Annotated in this window: 18 protein-coding genes; 9 read left to right on the top strand and 9 right to left on the bottom strand. The window is 64.7% G+C overall.

From position 1 onward, the window contains the following. Window positions 1–44: 44 nt before the first annotated feature. From AC07VI_RS18055 to AC07VI_RS18045, 3 genes are all read left to right on the top strand, one after another. Window positions 45–230, top strand: a complete 186-nt coding sequence (locus AC07VI_RS18055; protein ID WP_492993612.1) for a hypothetical protein — start codon at window positions 45–47, stop codon at window positions 228–230. Window positions 231–381: 151 nt separating this feature from the next. Further along, window positions 382–537, top strand: coding sequence for a hypothetical protein (locus AC07VI_RS18050; protein ID WP_157792430.1), 156 nt, complete (start codon window positions 382–384; stop codon window positions 535–537). A 302-nt stretch (window positions 538–839) separates the two neighbouring features. Continuing rightward, window positions 840–1238, top strand: a complete 399-nt coding sequence (locus AC07VI_RS18045) for a bacteriohemerythrin (RefSeq protein ID WP_086147214.1) — start codon at window positions 840–842, stop codon at window positions 1236–1238. 2 nt (window positions 1239–1240) lie between these two features. On the opposite strand, the gene AC07VI_RS18040 is transcribed toward AC07VI_RS18045, so the two are convergent. Next, window positions 1241–2065 carry a hypothetical protein gene (locus AC07VI_RS18040; RefSeq protein WP_157792431.1) on the bottom strand — a complete coding sequence of 275 codons (825 nt, stop codon included), beginning with the start codon at window positions 2063–2065 and terminating at the stop codon, window positions 1241–1243. A 325-nt stretch (window positions 2066–2390) separates the two neighbouring features. Here AC07VI_RS18040 and AC07VI_RS18035 point away from each other — a divergent pair, with 325 nt between their 5' ends. Further along, window positions 2391–4631 carry a TonB-dependent siderophore receptor gene (locus AC07VI_RS18035; RefSeq protein ID WP_492993609.1) on the top strand — a complete coding sequence of 747 codons (2241 nt, stop codon included), beginning with the start codon at window positions 2391–2393 and terminating at the stop codon, window positions 4629–4631. Window positions 4632–4640: 9 nt separating this feature from the next. Here AC07VI_RS18035 and AC07VI_RS18030 read toward each other — a convergent pair whose 3' ends face one another. Further along, window positions 4641–5399 carry a nucleotidyltransferase domain-containing protein gene (locus tag AC07VI_RS18030; RefSeq protein WP_492993607.1) on the bottom strand — a complete coding sequence of 253 codons (759 nt, stop codon included), beginning with the start codon at window positions 5397–5399 and terminating at the stop codon, window positions 4641–4643. 113 nt (window positions 5400–5512) lie between these two features. Between AC07VI_RS18030 and AC07VI_RS18025 the strand changes: the two genes are divergently transcribed. Both AC07VI_RS18025 and AC07VI_RS18020 read left to right on the top strand, forming a co-directional pair. Further along, window positions 5513–6079 carry a methylated-DNA--[protein]-cysteine S-methyltransferase gene (locus AC07VI_RS18025; protein WP_086147218.1) on the top strand — a complete coding sequence of 189 codons (567 nt, stop codon included), beginning with the start codon at window positions 5513–5515 and terminating at the stop codon, window positions 6077–6079. Between the two features lie 58 nt (window positions 6080–6137). After that, window positions 6138–6512, top strand: coding sequence for a DUF1294 domain-containing protein (locus tag AC07VI_RS18020; RefSeq protein ID WP_099420703.1), 375 nt, complete (start codon window positions 6138–6140; stop codon window positions 6510–6512). A gap of 15 nt (window positions 6513–6527) precedes the next feature. On the opposite strand, the gene AC07VI_RS18015 is transcribed toward AC07VI_RS18020, so the two are convergent. Beyond that, on the bottom strand, window positions 6528–7247 hold the full coding sequence (locus tag AC07VI_RS18015; RefSeq protein WP_086147220.1) for a hypothetical protein: 720 nt from the start codon (window positions 7245–7247) through the stop codon (window positions 6528–6530). Between the two features lie 165 nt (window positions 7248–7412). Here AC07VI_RS18015 and AC07VI_RS18010 point away from each other — a divergent pair, with 165 nt between their 5' ends. Continuing rightward, the gene (locus tag AC07VI_RS18010; RefSeq protein WP_099375752.1) at window positions 7413–7592 is read left to right on the top strand and encodes a hypothetical protein; all 180 of its coding nucleotides are present in this window, start codon (window positions 7413–7415) and stop codon (window positions 7590–7592) included. A gap of 61 nt (window positions 7593–7653) precedes the next feature. Here the strand turns inward: AC07VI_RS18010 and AC07VI_RS18005 are convergent, their stop codons facing one another. From AC07VI_RS18005 to cydD, 6 genes are all read right to left on the bottom strand, one after another. Then, window positions 7654–9207: a methyl-accepting chemotaxis protein gene (locus AC07VI_RS18005; RefSeq protein WP_494808813.1), complete on the bottom strand. Its 1554-nt coding sequence runs from the start codon at window positions 9205–9207 to the stop codon at window positions 7654–7656. A gap of 548 nt (window positions 9208–9755) precedes the next feature. Next, the gene (gene cydX / locus AC07VI_RS18000) at window positions 9756–9881 is read right to left on the bottom strand and encodes a cytochrome bd-I oxidase subunit CydX (protein WP_076570210.1); all 126 of its coding nucleotides are present in this window, start codon (window positions 9879–9881) and stop codon (window positions 9756–9758) included. Between the two features lie 173 nt (window positions 9882–10054). Further along, window positions 10055–11209, bottom strand: coding sequence for a cytochrome d ubiquinol oxidase subunit II (gene cydB, locus AC07VI_RS17995; RefSeq protein ID WP_086147222.1), 1155 nt, complete (start codon window positions 11207–11209; stop codon window positions 10055–10057). Window positions 11210–11222: 13 nt separating this feature from the next. After that, on the bottom strand, window positions 11223–12800 hold the full coding sequence (locus AC07VI_RS17990; protein ID WP_099375721.1) for a cytochrome ubiquinol oxidase subunit I: 1578 nt from the start codon (window positions 12798–12800) through the stop codon (window positions 11223–11225). Window positions 12801–12949: 149 nt separating this feature from the next. Next, complete coding sequence (locus AC07VI_RS17985; protein ID WP_494808812.1) at window positions 12950–14632, bottom strand: amino acid ABC transporter ATP-binding/permease protein; 1683 nt, start codon at window positions 14630–14632, stop codon at window positions 12950–12952. Continuing rightward, complete coding sequence (cydD, locus tag AC07VI_RS17980; RefSeq protein ID WP_099420705.1) at window positions 14629–16329, bottom strand: thiol reductant ABC exporter subunit CydD; 1701 nt, start codon at window positions 16327–16329, stop codon at window positions 14629–14631. The genes AC07VI_RS17985 and cydD overlap by 4 nt, the downstream gene beginning before the upstream one ends. A 137-nt stretch (window positions 16330–16466) precedes the next feature. Between cydD and AC07VI_RS17975 the strand changes: the two genes are divergently transcribed. Both AC07VI_RS17975 and AC07VI_RS17970 read left to right on the top strand, forming a co-directional pair. Beyond that, window positions 16467–17018 (top strand): GbsR/MarR family transcriptional regulator, encoded by a 552-nt coding sequence (locus AC07VI_RS17975; RefSeq protein ID WP_170909696.1) that lies wholly within the window; start codon window positions 16467–16469, stop codon window positions 17016–17018. Between the two features lie 315 nt (window positions 17019–17333). Continuing rightward, the gene (locus AC07VI_RS17970) at window positions 17334–17900 is read left to right on the top strand and encodes a PEP-CTERM sorting domain-containing protein (protein WP_086148376.1); all 567 of its coding nucleotides are present in this window, start codon (window positions 17334–17336) and stop codon (window positions 17898–17900) included. Window positions 17901–18037: the final 137 nt, after the last annotated feature.

The raw sequence follows: 18037 nt of genomic DNA, 5'->3' as shown, positions 1-18037 counted from the left end.
TGGCGGCAAGACCGCCTGCCCACTCACTGTCTGCGAGGTCTCCCATGAAAAACCCCTGGATGAGCATGTACCTGAGCGCCGCCAACCGCATCGCCAACACGGCGTGCGGCCACGCCACGGCCGCCGTCAAGCGCGAGGCGGCGAAAAATACGCGGCAATTGACGCAAGTGTGGTTCGACTCTTTCCTGCCCGCCGCCGGCAAGCCGCGGCGCAGCCGCAAGGCCAAATAGGGTTATCACGGCCGGCAGCTGGTGCAGTGCATCACAGCAACTAGTTGAAGTTTCAATCAGATGAACTAAACTGCAAGCATGGTAGTACGTAATGAGAGTGGCCGGCAGGCGCCGCATCCCCGCGCCGCCGCCGGAACACCGGGAGACGACCATGTTGACGCTCAAAGTGCTGCTCTGCCTGGCCCTGTCGGCCCTGATGCTCGTGCCCCTCGTGCTGCGCGATGCGATGCAGACGTCGGCCGGGCAGCAGTTGCAGGTGCCGAATGTGGATGCGCAGGGCATGTGGGCCCACTGGCCCAAGCAGTAATACACGCGCGGCTGAGAAAACTTCGCTGGCTGCGTTGCCGTGCCTCGTCGTACATTCGTACTGCCTTCGGCACGGCGCCTTGCCAGCGGCGTTTTTCAGCGGCGCTCGGTAACACGGCGCATCGTTAAAAAACCGCTTTGTTGCGGGTGGGAATTTGTTCCCTGCACTCGTTTGTTTTTGTCTCGTTTTCTTCCTCCCCTCTTCGCCATACTTTTGATCCAGATCATGGATTTCGACCTGCGCTGCGTCCACACTGGAACAGCCCGCTTCGCTTCGGGACGGGTTTAACGGGGAGGTCAGGTATGGGCGTATCGTATTGGAAAGATGAGATGGCGCTGGGCGTACCCGCCATCGACGAGGCGCATGAGGCGCTGTTTCTGGAACTGGCGCGGCTGGGAAAATTGAGCGACCAGCATTTCAGTGCTGCGTTCCGCGACCTCATCGCGGCTGTCGAGCGCGACTTCCGCGAAGAAGAGGATTTGATGGAGGAAATCGGCTTTCCTTCGCTGGCGAATCACCGCGAACAGCATGCGCGCGTGCTCAGCGGCTTGCACCATGCCTGGGCCGCCGTCGATGAAGGCGACCTGGAACAGGGACGCCATGCGCTGTCGCTGTTGCCGCAATGGCTGATCTTTCATCAGGCCACCATGGACCTGGCCCTGGCGGCGGCGCTGGAACTGGTGCAGCGCCAGCCCAACTAAGGTTACAGCAGCACTACCGTCGCCTGCTCGGGCACGACGACGCGGTAGTGGCCCGGGTATCTGTCTTCGCCGTCAAAAATCTTGCAAAACACGGGCTGGTTGATGTCGTTGACGGCCGGCTCGTTCATGGGCAGGGTGGCGATCAGCTGTTCACCTTCGACCAGCTGCAGCGCGCTGCCCCGCTCGGCCGCGCAAAAGGCCAGCGCTTGCACTTCATTGGCGAACGGCCGCTTGTACCACGGCGTGATGGCCCGCACGGCCCGCCTGGCGTCGTGTAAGACCTGGCCGATGCGCGTGACATTCCACGCGTCGCGCGCGACAGACGGCTGGATGACGATATTCGCCGTCAACTCACCCTTGCCCTTGTTCACGAAAAAACTGCCATCCTGGGCGGCGATGTCGTCATTGAGGGGCACGACAAACACGCCGCCTTCCGACACCTTGATGGGCACGGCCGCGCCCGTGCCCTGCAAGGCCACGCGCACGTCGTCGATGGTGGCGCTCAGCTTGGCGGGAATCAGGCGCAAGGCCATGACCACGCTGCCGCTCGACACCTGCCACACCTTCTTCGCCGTCAGATAGCTTTCACGGTAAGCCGTGAAGCGCACGCGCGGCGGCTTCTGCTCGCTGCTGGCCGTGATCGTCACCGTCTGCGAGGGCGGCGCTTCCGCCGCGGGCGTCGTGGCGGCCACCGGCGGCGCTTCAGCCGCGGGCGGCGCGCCGGCGCTGTGCAGCGGCGCGGGAATGGCCGGCGTCGGCGCGTGTTCCTGGGCCTGGCCCAGCGACACGACACACAACCATCCTGCACAGACTATCCATGTACGCATGCATTTCTTTCAATTAGGAAAATATTTTTTCAGCATCCACATTATGGCAGAAGCGCCGCCAGCGCGCCTCCCCAGCCGCATGCACTCTCTTGGTGCAAACGCTTGCTTATTTATCACATTCAGCCTATATTGATAATGATTCTTATTCACAAAATCGTGAAGGGAATACCGCGCCTTGTCTTTTCCACGCCCATCCGCGCCGGGCTTTACGGTGGAACTGCTATCCGAGCCAGATCCCGGGCCAGCCTCACGCCATCCCCCAGCTACTGCGCCACTTGCCAGACGAGATAGGAAAAACGACGACTAAAAATACTCCAGGAATATGATGCAATCGACTATAGAACCGCGCCCTGCCTCCCATCCCGCCTTGCGCCCCCTGCCGCAGCTCTTGCGCCTCACCCTGTTCAGTCTTGCCGCCGGCATGGTCTTGCCGGCACAGGCGGCCGACGCCGTGCCCGGCGACACGCCCGTCACCATGCCGGCCGTCACCGTGCTGGGCCAGTCGACGGCCGGCACGGAAGGCACGCAGTCGTACACGGCCGGCGAAGCGCGCAGCGCCACGCGCATGGAACTGAGCTTGCGCGAGACGCCGCAATCGGTCAGCGTCATCACGCGCCAGCTGCTTGACGACCTGGGCGCCGTGCGCCTGGACCAGGCGCTGGGACAGACGACGGGCATCCAGGTGGGCCAGAACGACACGGAGCGCACGACCTTTTATGCGCGCGGCTTCGGCATCAACAATATCCAGATCGACGGCATGGCGCGTGGCGGCAATGCGCCGCTGCAAGACACGATTCTGTATGACCGCATCGAAGTCGTGCGCGGCGCCACCGGCTTGATGGGCGGCAAGGGCGACCCGTCGGCCACCATCAACATGATACGCAAGCGGCCCACGAAGCAATTCCAGGCCAGCGCCGGCCTCATCATGGGCCGCTGGGATGACCAGCGCGTCGAAGCCGACCTTTCCACGCCGCTGAACGCCGACGCCAGCGTGCGCGCGCGCACGGCCCTGGCGTGGCAAAAGCGCGATTCCTACCTGGACATGTATCACGAACGCAAGACGGTCGGCATGGCCATCGTCGAGGCGGACTTGCGTCCCGGCACCCTGCTGACGGTCGGCGTCGACTTCCAGGACAACCAGCCGACGGGCGCCACCTGGGGCGCCGTCCCCTACTGGAACGCGGATGGCAGCCTGGCGAACTTGCCGCGCAACACCAGCCTCACGACGCCATGGAGCACCTGGGCCAACAAGCAGCACACCTTCTTCACGTCGCTGGACCATCGGCTGCCCGGCAACTGGAATCTGCACCTGGGCTACGCGCGCACGGAAAGCACGAACCGCACCACCGTCGCCTACGCGGGCGCCGGCCATCCCGACCCGGCCACGGGCGAAGGCATGCGCCTGTGGACGGGTGCCTATGGCACAGGCGAAAAGAACAGCGACAATTTCGACGTCTACGCCAGCGGACCGTTTACCTTGCTGGGACGCAAGCACACGGCCATCGTCGGGTGGAATGGCGACAACCAGCGCTCCCGCTCGCTGGGTGGCAAGGCGGAAATCAACTACCCGGACTTCGTCCCCGACTACCGCAGCTGGACGGGCAATATTCCCCGCCCCGTGTTCCATCCCGACGGCTCGCACACGGAAACCGTCACGCGCCTGGCCGGCGGCTATGTCGCCACGCGATTGAGCCTGGCTGACCCGCTGCACCTGATCATCGGCGCGCGCAGCAGCACGTACCGCACGGATACGCGCAAATACAATAAGCAAGGCGCGTACACGGGCAGCGGCAACTTTGTGGAAACGCGCAATGAAGTGACGCCGTATGTGGGCGCCGTGTTCGATATCAACAAGCAATATTCGGCCTACGCCAGCTTCACGCAGCTGTTCAATCCGCAAACGAGCAAGGACCGCAACAACCAGTTCCTGGCGCCGGAAACGGGCGACAATGCGGAACTGGGCGTCAAGGGCGAATTTTATGGAGGCCAGCTGAACGCGTCGGCCGCCCTGTTCCACACGAAGAAAAAGAACCTGGCGGAACTGGACCGCAGCGTGCCGCCCGGCTTTTTGCTGCCCGACGGCGGCCAGGCCATGGTGGCCAATGGCAAGGGCGTGACGGCCAAGGGCGTGGAATTCGACGTGTCCGGCCAGCTGACGCCCGCCTGGGAAGCGAGCGGCGGCTATACCTATCTGCACGCGGCCGAGGCCGACGGCCGCCGCGCCGCCACCACGCAGCCGCGCCATTTGCTGCGCCTGGCCACCAGCTACCGCTTCGACGGCCGCCTGGCCGGCCTGAAGGCGGGCGCCAGCATGACGGCGCAAAGCGCCACCTACAGCGCATCGTGGTACGGCCGCCCGCCATCGGGCGAGATCACGAATATCCCGCAAGCGGGCTATGCACTGGTCAACGCCATGGCCAGCTATGCGCTCAGCCGCCACGCCAGCGTACAGCTGAACGTGAATAACTTGCTCGATAAAAAGTACTACCGCAACGTGGGCTTCTTCGACGGCGTGTTCTGGGGCGAACCGCGCAACATCAGCCTGGCCGTGCGCACGGCGTTCTAAGCGCGGCCATCACGCCGGCGCGCTGCGCCAGTGCGCCGGCGCCGGCAGGAAAAATCCGTCGAGCAGGGGGCCGCCCACGGGCGCCAGCACGGCGGCCACCACTTGCGCAAACGCCTGCTGGCCGGCCGGCAAGTCGCCCGCGACCAGGCGCAGCGCGCCGTCGAGCTGCCCGGCGATGGCGGCGTCGAACGCCTGCAGGCGGCGGAACAGATGCTTGCCGCCGCCGCTCCACTGCCCCGCCGCGCGCAGACGCAGGTCGGCCAGCGCTTCATACAGCTGGCAGGCGACGGCCAGCGCCTCGCCCGGGTGCGTGCTGTCGACCAGGTCTTCCAGCGCCGTGGTGACGGCGTAGCGGCGGCGCCGCAAGTTCTCCACGTCGAGCACGGGCGGCCCGGCCCCGTCGATGGCTTGCGCCAGCGCAAGCAGCTGCGCGTACTGCGCAGCGGGTGCGACGATGTTTTCCCCTTCGAGCACCATCCTCGCCAGCGGCACCGTGCCGCCGGGCGCATCCATTTCCTTGCAGAAATACGTGAACGTGGCCATGTCGTGCGCGAACAGTTCCACCGTGCGCCCCTCGGCCACGATGGTGTCGCGCCAGGCGTAATCGACATGCTCGAACAGCAGCAGCAAGTCGATATCGGAAGTGGGTGTCTGCCGGCCCGTGGCGAAAGAGCCGCCGATGACGGCCGCCACGGCCGTGGGATAGCGTTGCTGCACCAGCCGCGCGGCAATGGCGCGGATGGCGTCGTAGGTAGGGATCGTCGTCAAAGCCAGTGCTCCATGTCGATAAAACACTATCCTACCCGCAATATGCATGCGGCCGCCATCCTGCTACACTGGCGCCATCTCATTCGCACGGCGTGCGTGGTCAAGGAACAGACATGGAATACGGCTGCATCGTGGTGCCCTCGCCCGTGGGCGAACTGACCCTGGTGGCGCGCGGCGCGGCCCTGGCGGCCATTTTGTGGGAAAACGACAAGCCGAACCGCGTGCGCCTGGGCGCCATGCGCGTCGATGACGGTTGCGCCGTGCTGCGGGAAACGGCGCGCCAGCTGGGCGAGTATTTCGCCGGCGCGCGCCAGCATTTTGAGGTGCCGCTCGATTTTGCCGGCACCGCTTTCCAGCAGGAGGTGTGGCGCGCACTGCTGACGATACCGTACGGCCAGACGCGCAGCTATGGCGAGATCGCGCGCCAGATCGGCCGCCCCGCCGCCGTGCGGGCCGTGGGCGCCGCCAACGGCAAGAATCCCATTTCCATCATCGCCCCCTGCCATCGCGTCATCGGCGCCACGGGCGAGCTGACGGGCTTTGCGGGCGGACTGCATGCCAAGGAAACCTTGCTGGCGCTGGAAGGCATCGCCCTGTCCAGCGACCGCGAAGCACTGAAAACGGGCCACGCCCGCCGCCGCGCCGTGCACATTGATACGGCGCAAGGCTGTTTATTTTAATCAGCGGCATCGCTGCCCGTGTGGGATACTCACGTCCCCGCTCAAGCCGACCCATGCTATGCCCTACCTTGCCATCCTGTTCTTTGTCGTCCTGTATTTGCTGGCCACATTCTTTTTCCACATCCCCGCCCTGGTCGCCCTCGTGTATGGCGTACTGAGCCTGAGCTGTTTCGTTGCCTATGCAATCGACAAGTCGGCCGCCAAACAAGGACGCTGGCGCACCTCGGAGCGCACCTTGCTGCTGCTGGGACTGTTATGCGGCTGGCCGGGCGCCGTACTGGCCCAGCAGTGGCTGCGCCATAAGTCGAGCAAGCGCTCGTTCCGCATCGCGTTCTGGCTCACGGTCGCCGTCAATATCGGCGCTTTCGTGTATTGCAGCATGCATTACGCGGCGCCCGACATCGGCACCGAGGTCGCGCCCATCGAGCTGTAAGACTGCCCCAGGCCCTCACTCGCCCAGCAGGCGCAGCGATTCCAGCCAGTCCGCCTTCCATTCGCGCAGCAAGGGCTGCGTGGCGAACGCCTTCTTCAGGTGCGCCATCGGCACGCGGTGCACATCGTGCAAGCCGAAGGCCAGGGTGACGGGATGCCACAAATGGCTGTTCTTGCCGCCGCGCGAATTCTTGCGCACGCGGGCGCCATCGTCGCCAAAGATGCCCACGCCGCCGGCCATCCCCTGGTCCAGGTCGACCTTGCCCACGCCGGCGAAGGCCATCAGAATCTGTTCGCGGCCCAGGCCCTTCAGGGCGCTGGGCAAGACCACGGGCGCCTTGTCCGCTGCCGTTTCAGCCGGCGGCGGGTGCTGCAACTCCTTGAGCAAACGCAAGAGATCGCGCTCCTGGAAGTGCAGGCCGTCCAGCGGCACGCGCAAGCCCGGCGCCTTGAGTTCGATGGCAATGTTACTGGAGTCGCGCGTAAAGCGCAGCCACACGTCGCCGGCGCCCGAGGCCAGGTGCTGCTTGTCCTCGATAAAAACCACGGGCGCCGCATAGCGCGTCACGCCGTCATGGAACAGCTCGCTCCACGCCTCGCTGTAGTCGAGCCAGACATAGGGCAAGCCGCCCTGCTCGAGCAGGCGCGCCAGGGTCCACGGCGTGCCCGTCTGTTGCGCCAGCCAGGCGCAGGCGTCCAGGGCGGTGGCGCGGTATGGCAGGGATAGGGAAGTCATGGCGGTTCCGTCGGTCAAAGTGGTGCGCAGTGTAGCAGACGCCGTCATCCGCTCCTGTGGCAGGCGCATCCGGCGCGCGGTTTTTGCGCGATGTGCTAGGCTGGAAGCATCCGTCCGCGCCAAGGCCGCTCCGGCCGCATGGCGCACCACCGCGAGGGGAATATCATGCATTCGAGCACCAACGCCGCCACCACGCCCGCCCCGCCACCGGAGCGCGATTCGCCCACGCCGGCCGGCGAAAGCCACGCCGAGGAAGCGCTCGATGAAGCGCTGAAGGAGAGCTTTCCGGCCAGCGACCCGATCGCTGTTGCCGTACCGAAACCAGCACCCAGGACGCCGGCCTGAGTCCCCTGCCTTTCCTGGCCGGCCAGGCGCCGCCCCGGGGGCGCAAGGCCGGTCACTGAGGTCACGCCAGCAATTTGAACACGCGCACGTCCTGCATCATGCTGTCCGCCTGCTCCTGCATGCTGGCCGCTGCCGCTGCTGCCTGCTCCACCAGGGCGGCGTTCTGCTGGGTCACCGCATCCATCTGGCTGATGGCCTGATTCACCTGTTTGATGCCATCGTTCTGCTCGTTGCTGGCGACGGCGATTTCGCCCATGATGCCCGCCACTTGCTGGACCGATGAGACGATTTGCTTCATCGTGCCGCCCGCTTCATCGGCCAGATTGCTGCCAAGCTCGACTTTTTCGACGGACTCGGCAATCAGCTGCTTGATTTCCTTGGCGGCACTGGCGGAACGCTGCGCCAGGGCGCGCACTTCCGATGCGACGACAGCAAAACCACGCCCCAGTTCACCGGCGCGCGCCGCTTCGACCGCCGCGTTCAGGGCCAGGATATTCGTCTGAAACGCGATGCCATCGATTACGGAAATGATCTCGACGATACGGTTCGAGCTGTCCTTGATCGATACCATGGTGGCGACGACACGCTCGACCACCTGCCCGCCCTGCACCGCTACCGCTGAAGCCGACAAGACCAGTTGATTGGCTTGCTGGGCACTTTCGGCATTCTGCTGCACCGTGCTGGTCAATTGCTGCATCGCCGACGACGTCTGCTCCAGTGCACCGGCCTGAGCCTCCGTCCTGGCCGAGAGGTCCAGATTGCCAGCAGCAATTTCCTGCGAGGCTGTCGAAATGGTTTCAGTACCGCCACGCACACGGCCCACCGTATGACGCAGGCTCTCCGTCATGCTTTTCAGGGCACGCATCAGTTCGCCCGGCTCGTCGCGATAGTCGGTCGCGATATGGTTGCGCAGGTCACCGGAAGCGACAATGCGGGCAACGTGCACGGCGTCCTGCAGTGGCTTGGTAATGCTCTTGCTGATGAGCACGGCCACCGCAATCGCCGTGCCCAGCGAGAGCAGCAGTATCGCCAGCAGCAAGCTGCTCGCCACCGTGATGCGCGCGCCCGACTCCGCCTCTATCGCCGACGCCCGTTGGGTGGTCAACTCGACCAGTTGCTTGATGGCCTGCAGGTGCCGGGCGTAACTCGTCGTCATTTTTTTCATGGCAACGGCGGCGCCAGCCTTGTCCTGCGCCTCGATTGCGGGAATGAACTGTTGCAGTGCAACCGTATAGAAGTCCAGCGCCGGCGCATGCGCCTTGTTCAGCAACAGCCCGGCGATATCGGCATCCAGTGTCTCCCCCTTCCAGAATGCATGGCGCTCATCGTAATCATGCTTGAGCGTCTTGAATTGGGCGATCAACTGCGCCTGCTCGGCACGATCCTCGGTCGCCAGCAGCTGGAAACTGACCAGATACGATTCCAGTATGTACTCCGGCGGTGGCAATACGTCCGCAATCAGATCCTTGCTTTGCACTATTTTCTGATAAACAGGGCCGTTCACTTTCCATTCTTGCAGAGTCTTGAACGACCACAGGCCATAGAGGATGAAACCAACTGAAAAGATCACGATCAGCGCAGCCAGGCGGTGCGTTAGTTTGAGTTCCCTTATCATGCTCATAATGTTTTCCTTAGATTAACTATGCTTGCCTCTGCTTCAGCGACTGAGCTGACACTACTCTCGCGTGGGTGGCAGGCGATCATGCGACGCCAAATTCATTGCCAAATCATTATTTTATTTTTACAAGAAGCAACTTACATTACCGCGAATTTCCACCAAATTGAAGTGAATTTAATGAAAATAAATGAAAACAACAAAATCAAAACAAAATACATGAATTTTCCCGCGGATGATGTGAAATATGCAAAGGCAAGCGCTAGCGACTTCCTCCTGTGCGGACCGCCCCGATCCGCGAACGCGGGTCTCGTCGATGACCATGCCGGGAGCGGGCAATGGAAAGCCGTGCGTGCGGCACGGCGCGGTGAAGTCCCACCGGTACGGCGACGCGTTCCATGTTGGCCGCACCACGCATCTTCCCGTGCATCACGGCATAATTATTGCGGTGGTTGCTTTCCGAAAATGCGGAAAACCATAGAAAAGCCCCGCCGGGCAGCGATGGTCAAACCATCGCGCCGGGCGGGGCCAGTCAAACCGACACGCGCTTACTTGGGCGTGTCGCGGTACTGCTCGGGCGTCGTGTCGCCATCGGCGACTTCATACCACATCGCATTGAGCACGGCGAAGGTCGCCGCCAGCGGCAGACCCAGTATCCAGGCGAAATACCACATAATTATTTCCTTTCTTCAATTCCAGCTTGATCGTTTTTACTATCAAACTAACGACACCTAACAAAACCGTAGCGAGCGGCAGCGATTTGTGGCCGAGAAGCGCAACCGTACTCCAGTACGGTGAGCATCGCCGGCCGCAAAGGGCGACGCGCAGGAGGTTTAGTCAGGTGTTCTCAATAAGCGTGACCGGTGTCGTCTTCGATGGCTTTGCCGTCAACCTTGCCCCACAGCACTCTATACACCCACGTCGTGTAGGCCACGATGAGGGGAATGAAGACGGCCGTGACGACCAGCATGATGAACAGGGTCATGTGGCTGGACGAGGAATCCCACACCGTCAGGCTGGCGCGCGGGTCGATCGACGAAGGCAGGATGAACGGGAACATGGCCGCGCCCACGCCGAGGATGATGCCGGCGATGGCCGCCGCGCTGGCCAGCAGGGCAGGCACTTCGCGGCGCGCGCGCTGGAAGGCGAAGGCCAGCAAGGGACCAAGCAGGCCGACCGCAGGAGCGATCCAGGTCCACGGGTGGGCCGCGAAGTTGGCGAACCAGGCGCCCGCGTGCACTTGCGCCGTTTTCAGCATCGGGTTCGACGGGCCGTCGACGACGGCGGCGCTGGTGACGCGGTAGCCGTCGACCCACAGCCACAGGGCCACGCCGGCGGCCGCATACAGCACGACTGTCGCGATCGCGGCCACGCTGCCGTAGCGGCGCGCACGTTCCGCCACGGCACCGTCCGTTTTCAGTTGCAGCCAGGTGGCGCCGTGCATCACCAGCATGGCCACCGAGACGAGGCCGCACAGCAGCGCAAACGGGTTGAGCAGCGCGAAGAACGTGCCGTCATAGAAGATGTGCATGTCCGGCGAGAAACGGAACGGCACGCCCTGCAGCACGTTGCCGATGGCCACGCCGCAGATCAGGGCCGGCACGAAGCCGCCCACGAACAGGGCCGCGTCCCAGCGGGCGCGCCAGCGCGGATCTTCGCGCTTGCTGCGGAACTTGAACGCCACGGGACGCACGATCAGCGCCACGAGGATGACGAACATGGCCAGGTAAAAGCCCGAGAACGAGACGGCGTACAGCTGCGGCCAGGCGGCGAAGATGGCGCCGCCGCCCAGGATCAGCCACACCTGGTTGCCTTCCCACACGGGACCGATGCTGTTGATGACGACGCGGCGCTCCAGGTCCGTCTTGCCGACGAAGGGCAGCAAAATACCGGTACCCAGGTCGAAGCCGTCCGTGATGGCGAAGCCCACCAGCAGCACGCCGATCAGCAGCCACCAGATCAGGCGCAGTGTTTCATAAGAAATCATTTCATGCAAAATCATGGTCTGGCCCTCCTCAGGCGCGTTGGGTATGAATGGCTGCGGCCGCTGGCACGGAAGCCGGCGGCGTTTCTTCCGGCCCCTTGCGGATGGCCTTGAGCATCAGCTTCATCTCGATCATCAACAGCACGGTGTAGATGGCGGCAAAGCCGGCGATGGTAATCAGGAGTGTCGACGCCCCCAGGTTCGATACGGCCACGGCCGTCGGCAGCACGCCTTCGATGACCCACGGCTGGCGGCCCACTTCGGCCACGATCCAGCCCGCCTCGATGGCCACCCACGGCAGCGGGATGGCGAACACGGCCAGCTTCAGCAGCCAGCGGTGCTTGTCCAGCGTGCGGCGCGTCGACAGGATGAAGAAGGTAGCGGTCAACAAGATAAAGAACATGCCCAGGCCCACCATCACGCGGAAAGACCAGAACAAGGGCGCCACGGGCGGCACGGTGTCGAGCGCGGCCTTGCGGATCTGCTCGGGCGTGGCCTGGCGCGGATCATCGACATAGCGTTTTAATAACAAGGCATAGCCCATGGACTGGCCTTTCGACTCGAACACGTCCTTCGCATCCTGCGGCACGGGGCTGCCCGGCGCCACGCTGCGGATGGTTTGCAGCGCGTCATAGGCCTTGATGCCATCCTGTATCAGCAGTTCGCCGCGGTCGACCAGTTGCTCGATGCCGGGGATTTCCGTCGTCAGCGAACGCGTGCCGATCAAGCCCATCACCATCGGGATGTGCACGGCGTAATGCGTCTCGCGCGCTTTCTCGTCAGGAAAGCCGATGGCCGTGAAGGCGGCGGGCGCCGGCTCCGTGGTCCACATGGCTTCGATCGCGGCCAGCTTCATTTTTTGATGTTCGGACGACAGGTAGCCGCTTTCATCGCCGAGCACCACCACCGACAAGGTGGCGGCCAGGCCGAACGAGGCGGCCACCGTCATCGAGCGCTTGGCCAGCTGCACGTGGCGGCCCTTCAGCAGATACCAGGCGGAAATACCCAGCACGAAGATGGCCGCCGCCGTATAGCCGGCCGACACCGTGTGCACGAATTTCGCCTGCGCAACAGGATTTGTCAGCACGGCGCCGAAATCCGTCACTTCCATGCGCATGGTCTGCGGATTGAAGGCCGCGCCGACGGGATTTTGCATCCAGCCGTTGGCGATCAAAATCCACAGGGCCGAGAAGTTCGAGCCGATGGCCACCAGCCAGGTGGTGACCAGGTGGCCCCGCTTCGACAGCTTGTCCCAGCCGAAGAAGAACAGGCCGACGAAGGTCGCTTCCAGGAAGAAGGCCATCAAGCCCTCGATGGCCAGCGGCGCGCCGAAAATGTCGCCCACATAATGACTGTAATAGCTCCAGTTCATGCCGAACTGGAATTCCATGACGATGCCCGTCGCCACGCCCATGGCGAAGTTGATGCCGAACAAGACACCCCAGAACTTGGTCATGTCGCGCCAGATGGGGCGGTTCGTCATCACGTAAACCGTCTCCATGATGGCGAGGATCACTGACAGCCCTATCGTCAGCGGCACGAATATAAAGTGGTACAGAGCTGTCAGCGCGAACTGCAGTCTGGATAAAGCGACAATATCGAAGTCCATATGATTTCCTTGGTATTTCCCGACTGTGTGTAAACTTGGTATTTAATTTGCTAACTTGCCAACTATCTGGTGTAGTTCCTTTGGCGCCAGTGTTGCAAAGCGGTCAGGCAGCGCCGCCTGTCTCGCCCTTATTCTTCCCTTGTGCTTCGTCAATCCCCGCGCAAGCCCGCCAGCGCCGCCTCGAAGGCGTCCGTGCCGCGCCGCACGTCCTCGACGATGCGGCCGTCGCGGATGCGCAGCAGCCGGTCCGCCAGCGCCGCCTCGCGCCGCAGGTGGCTTGCGATCAGCAAGGTCCGTCCCGCGCTGCGCGCGCGCAGGCGCTGCAGCACGTCGATCGCCGTCTGCGCATTGAGCGCTTCCGTCGCCTCGTCCAGCAGCCACAAGGTCGATTCGTGCAGGAACAGGCGTGCCAGGGCCAGCCGACGGGCCTGGCCGCCGGACAGGCCCAGGCCGCCCTCGCCCAGCATGGTGTCCAGGCCGCCCGCGAAGGCCCGCACCTCGCCGTCCAGGCCGGCCGCGTGCAAGGCTTGCCACAGCTGCGCGTCGCTGGCGGACGGATCGGCCAGGCGCAGGTTGTCGCGCAGGCTGTCCTGGAACAATTGCGTTTTCTGCGTCAGCAGGCAGGCGCGCGGCGCGCTGACGCAGCCCGACAGCGGCGCCAGCTCGCGCGCGGCGATGGCCAGCAGGGTGGACTTGCCCGCGCCGCTGGGGCCGATCACGGCCACGCGCTCGCCGGCGGCCATGTGCAGCGATATGTCATGCAAAATTGCAACATTGCTGCCCGCATGCGCGGCGCTGACGCGTTCCAGGCGCAGGCCAGTCGCGCGGTCAGCGGGCGGCGCGGCGGCTTCGCGCGCATCGAGGCGCGGCGCCAGCCGGCGCATGGCCAGCAGCATGCGTCCCGCTTCCAGCGCGCCGCGGCGCAGCCCGGCGAACGGTTCCACGGCCGTCAGGGCGACCAGCAAGGCCAGCGCCGCCGCCGGCACGCTCAGCGCCTGCTGCTGCGCCAGCCCGGCCACGGCCAGCAGCACGCCGGAAAGTAGCGCGCTGCCGGCCACGCCGTAGGCGGCGCCGGCCGCCGTCTCCAGGCGCTGCAGGGCAAAATCGGCTTGCGCCAGCGAGGCGTCGATGCGCGCTAGCGCCGCGCACTGGGCGTCGATGCGGCCCGCCATCACCAGGTCCGTCTGCCCCGCCAGCAGGTCGATGGCGCCGGAACGCAATTTTTCGATGGCGCGCGAGCGCACGATGGCGGGCCGGCGCGCGCGCCGCGCCACCACCCAGCCGATGCCGCCGCCGGCGGCCAGCAGCCACAGCGCCAGGCCGACGCCCAGCTGCCACTGCATCACGCCCAGCGCCACGCCGGCCAGCAAGGCCGCGCACAGGGCGGAAAAAGCGGGCACCAGCAGGCGCAAATACAGCGCTTCGAGGGCGTCGATGTCGGCCGTCAGGCGGAACAGCAGCCTGGCGGGCTGGCGCAGCAAGCGGCCCGCCGCCTCGGGACGCGACCAGCCGCGAAACAGCTGCACGCGGATGGCCGCCAGCGCGGCAAACGTGGCGTCGTGCGTGACGAGGCGCTCCGCATAGCGCGAACCCGTGCGGCCGATGGCCAGCAGGCGGATGCCGGCCGACGGGCCGAAGACGTCAAACACGATGGCCGTGGACGCGTGCAGGCCGGCGATCGAGGTGGCGGTAATAAACCAGCCGGACAAGCCCAGCAGGGCCATGCCGGCCACCACCGTCAGCGCCGCCAGCACGGCGCCGGCGATCAATTTACCCGGCTGTGCCAGCAGCAGCTGCCGCAGGACGGGGTGCAGCATGAGGGAAGTTTTCATGCCGGCTGTTCCTGCTCCAGTGCCTGCGCCGGCGCATCGACCTGCACCGCGCGCTGCAGCCGGCCGGCCAGCACGGGGTCGTGCGTGGCGACGAGCATGGTCTTGCCTTGCGCCAGGGCCAGCAGGGCGTCGGTGACGCGCGCCGCCGTTTCGCTGTCCAGGTGGGCCGTCGGTTCATCGACGAGCAGCAGATCCGCATGCGGGTGCAGGGCCACGCGGGCCAGCGCCAGACGCACGGCTTCGCCGCCCGACAGGCCCTGGCCGCCATCGCTGAGCATGACGGCCGGCTGCGCCTGGGCCACGCCGGCCAGGTCGGCCAGGTGCAGCGCCTGCGTCACCTGCGCGGGGCCGCCGCCGGCGCCGCTGCGGCCCAGCGTGACGTTCTGGCTGACGGACGCGGCAAACACGTGCGGGCGCTGGCCCATCCAGGCCATGCGCTGGCGCAGGGTATTGACGGTACTGTCAGTCAGGCGCACGCCGCCGATGCGGATCTCGCCGCCGCTGGCGGGCAGCAGGCCGGCCAGCAGGGACAGCAAGGTGGTCTTGCCGGCGCCGCTGGCGCCCAGCAGGGCCACGTGCTCGCCGGCGCGCACGGTCAAGTCAAAACCGTCGAACACGGGCGCTTCGCCGGGATGGGCAAAAGACAATTGATGGATGTCAATCGCGGGCGCCGGCGCCACCGCCATGGCGGCGGCGGACACGGCAGCCGTTGCCACGCCGGCGCCGGGCAAGGCCACGCCGCCTTCGGCCAGGTCGCTCAATCCGGCCAGGCCCGCTTCGCCGGCCGCCTTGTCATGCCAGACGGCGGCCAGCTCGCGCAGCGGCTCGAAAAACGCGGGCGCCAGCAGCAGGATGAACATGCCCTGCCCCAGCGTCAGTTCACGGCCCCAGGTGCCGAAATGGAGGCTGCCCAGCAAGGAGAAACCGATGAAGGCGGCCACCATGGCCACGCCCAGCGCGGAAAACAGTTCCAGCACGGCCGACGACAAAAAGGCGATGCGCAGCACCACCATCGTGCGCCGGCGCACGGATTGCGACGAGGCGTCCAGCCGCGCGGCCGTGGCGTCGACGGCGCCCAGCGCGCGCAGGGTGGCCAGGCCGCGCAAACGGTCCAGCAGAAAGGCGTTCATGCTGCCCATTTCCACCATCTGCGCGCGGCTGGCCGCCTGCGCGCCCATGCCCACGAGGGCCATGAAGACGGGGATCAGGGGCGCGGCGATGAGCAGGATCAGCGCGGCGATCCACGACAGCGGCGTCACGACGGCGAGGATCACGAAAGGCACGGTCATCACCTTCCAGCGCGCCGGCCTGTAGCGCACCAGGTAGGGCACGATGGCTTCGGCCTGCTCGGCGATGACGCTGGCCGCCTGCCCCGACTGGGCGCGCCGGCGGTCCAGCGGCGAACGGCGCGCCAGCGCCTGCGCCACTTGCGCGCGCAGGGTCGACAGGTGGGCCCGGGCCGCCGCGTACATGCGCCGCGCCCCCCATGCCTCGCCCCAGGCGCGCAGCACGCCCAGCAGCAGCACGCCGGCCGCCGGCAGCAGGGCCGCGCGCCAGGGCGCACCGCCCAGCATGGCTTGCAGGGCCCAGGCCAGCAACGCCGCCTGGGGCAGCCACAGCAGGGCCGCGCCGCCCTGCACGAGGCTGGCGGCGCGGGGCAGGACAAAGCGGGGCAAGGTCAGGGGCGTGGTTGGCATCTTATACTTTTTGAGTTTTCAGAATTTTCTGTAAATTCGATTTTTTGTATAATACTGCGAAACATGACATATATCAATTGACCGGGGCGGTTTGGCGTGAAAAAATTCAGATAATTATGAAAACTCAAAATATCCAAATGACGCCGCTGATCCTCACCTTCGTCAGCCATTTCGGCGAGATGGGCAGCCGCTGGGGCTTTAACCGCACGGTGGGGCAAGTGTACGCCTTGTTGTTTGTCGCGGAGCATCCCCTGCACGCGGATGAAATCGCGGAGCACCTGAGTTTTTCGCGCTCGAACGTGAGCATCGGCCTGAAGGAACTGCAGGGCTGGGGCCTGATCCGCCAATCGCGCATCCCCGGCGACCGGCGCGAGTATTTTTCCTCGCTGGGCGACGTGTGGCAGATCTTCCGCGTCGTGGCCGCCGAGCGCCGCCGCCGCGAAGTGGCGCCCACCCTGACGGTGCTGCGCGAATCGCTGCTGGCGCCGGCCACGGAACCCGTGGATCAATATGCACAGGAACGCATGCGCGAAATGTATGAACTGGTCGACCTGGCCAACACCTGGTTCGACGACTTGCAGCGGCTGTCGCCCGAATCGATGGCGCAGCTGATGAAAATGGGTGCCAAGGTACAAAAGCTGCTCAACGCCAAGGATCGCCTGTTTGGCGTCAGCAACAACAGCGACTGAAGTCCGCCCCGCCCTCCCCGCCCCCCATCCGGCAAGCCGCTAGCACAAGCGGCTTGCCTTGTCACGCCATTTCCTCCACTCATGTTGGCTATCGCTAGCACAGCCATACATAGCCGTATGCGATGTTGTCAACTGAACCAATAGTATTATTTAAATTGTATTAATTTGCATCAAGAGTAAGCTTTCATTTGCGTACTCTCTACGCACAGCAAATAGCTAACAAGATAGGTAAAACGGGCAATGGGATGATATCCCCCGGCAGGCAGGGGCGCGTCCCAATACTAGAAGCGACTGTCTTCAACAAAGGGGATTTTCATGGAAAGCATAAAGAGCATTGCCGTCAAGGCATCCATGCTGGCCGCAATGACCGTACTGGCAAGTGCGGCGCAAGCGGCCACCTGGGTCGACGTGGGGCCGGCCAGCGGTTTCGTCATCGCCGGCAGCACCGTCACCTATACGCCATCGCCGGCGCTGCAGGTGAAATATTATGACGATAATCTGGTGCCGCAAAGCCCATCGGATATCCAGGGCTATATCAATGGCGTCTTTGGCACCAGCCTGGGCCCCGCCGTCTCGTATTGCGACAACGCCACCTCGGGCTGCACTGCCGGCACCACGGCAGGCTTGAGCGGCGGCGTCAATTCGTATACGAGCGCGGCCGCCTATGACTACCTGGCCATCCACTTCGGCCAGGGCGAACTGGTGTTCCACTGGGCCGCTCCTTTGGCTGCCGGCACCACCTTCAATGTGGCGGGCCTGCCCAAGGACCTGAGCAACTACAGGGCCTTCATTTCCGCCGTGCCGGAACCTGAAACCTACGCCATGCTGCTCGCCGGCCTGGGCATGCTGGGCTTCCTGGCACGCCGCCGCCAGGGAAAGTAAGCCGCACCATCCGCATCACAACGGCAGCGGTGCGGCAGCGCCCGCGCCCGCTGCCGCCTTCACCGCCGGTGGCCTGTTTACGCCGCGCTTGCGGCGCCAGGCCCACTGTTTACACCATTTTTAGATCCCCCTCGCTA

Source organism: Janthinobacterium sp. GW821-FHT03A03, from assembly GCF_059421435.1.
This window is presented reverse-complemented; position numbering and strand designations above follow the sequence as displayed.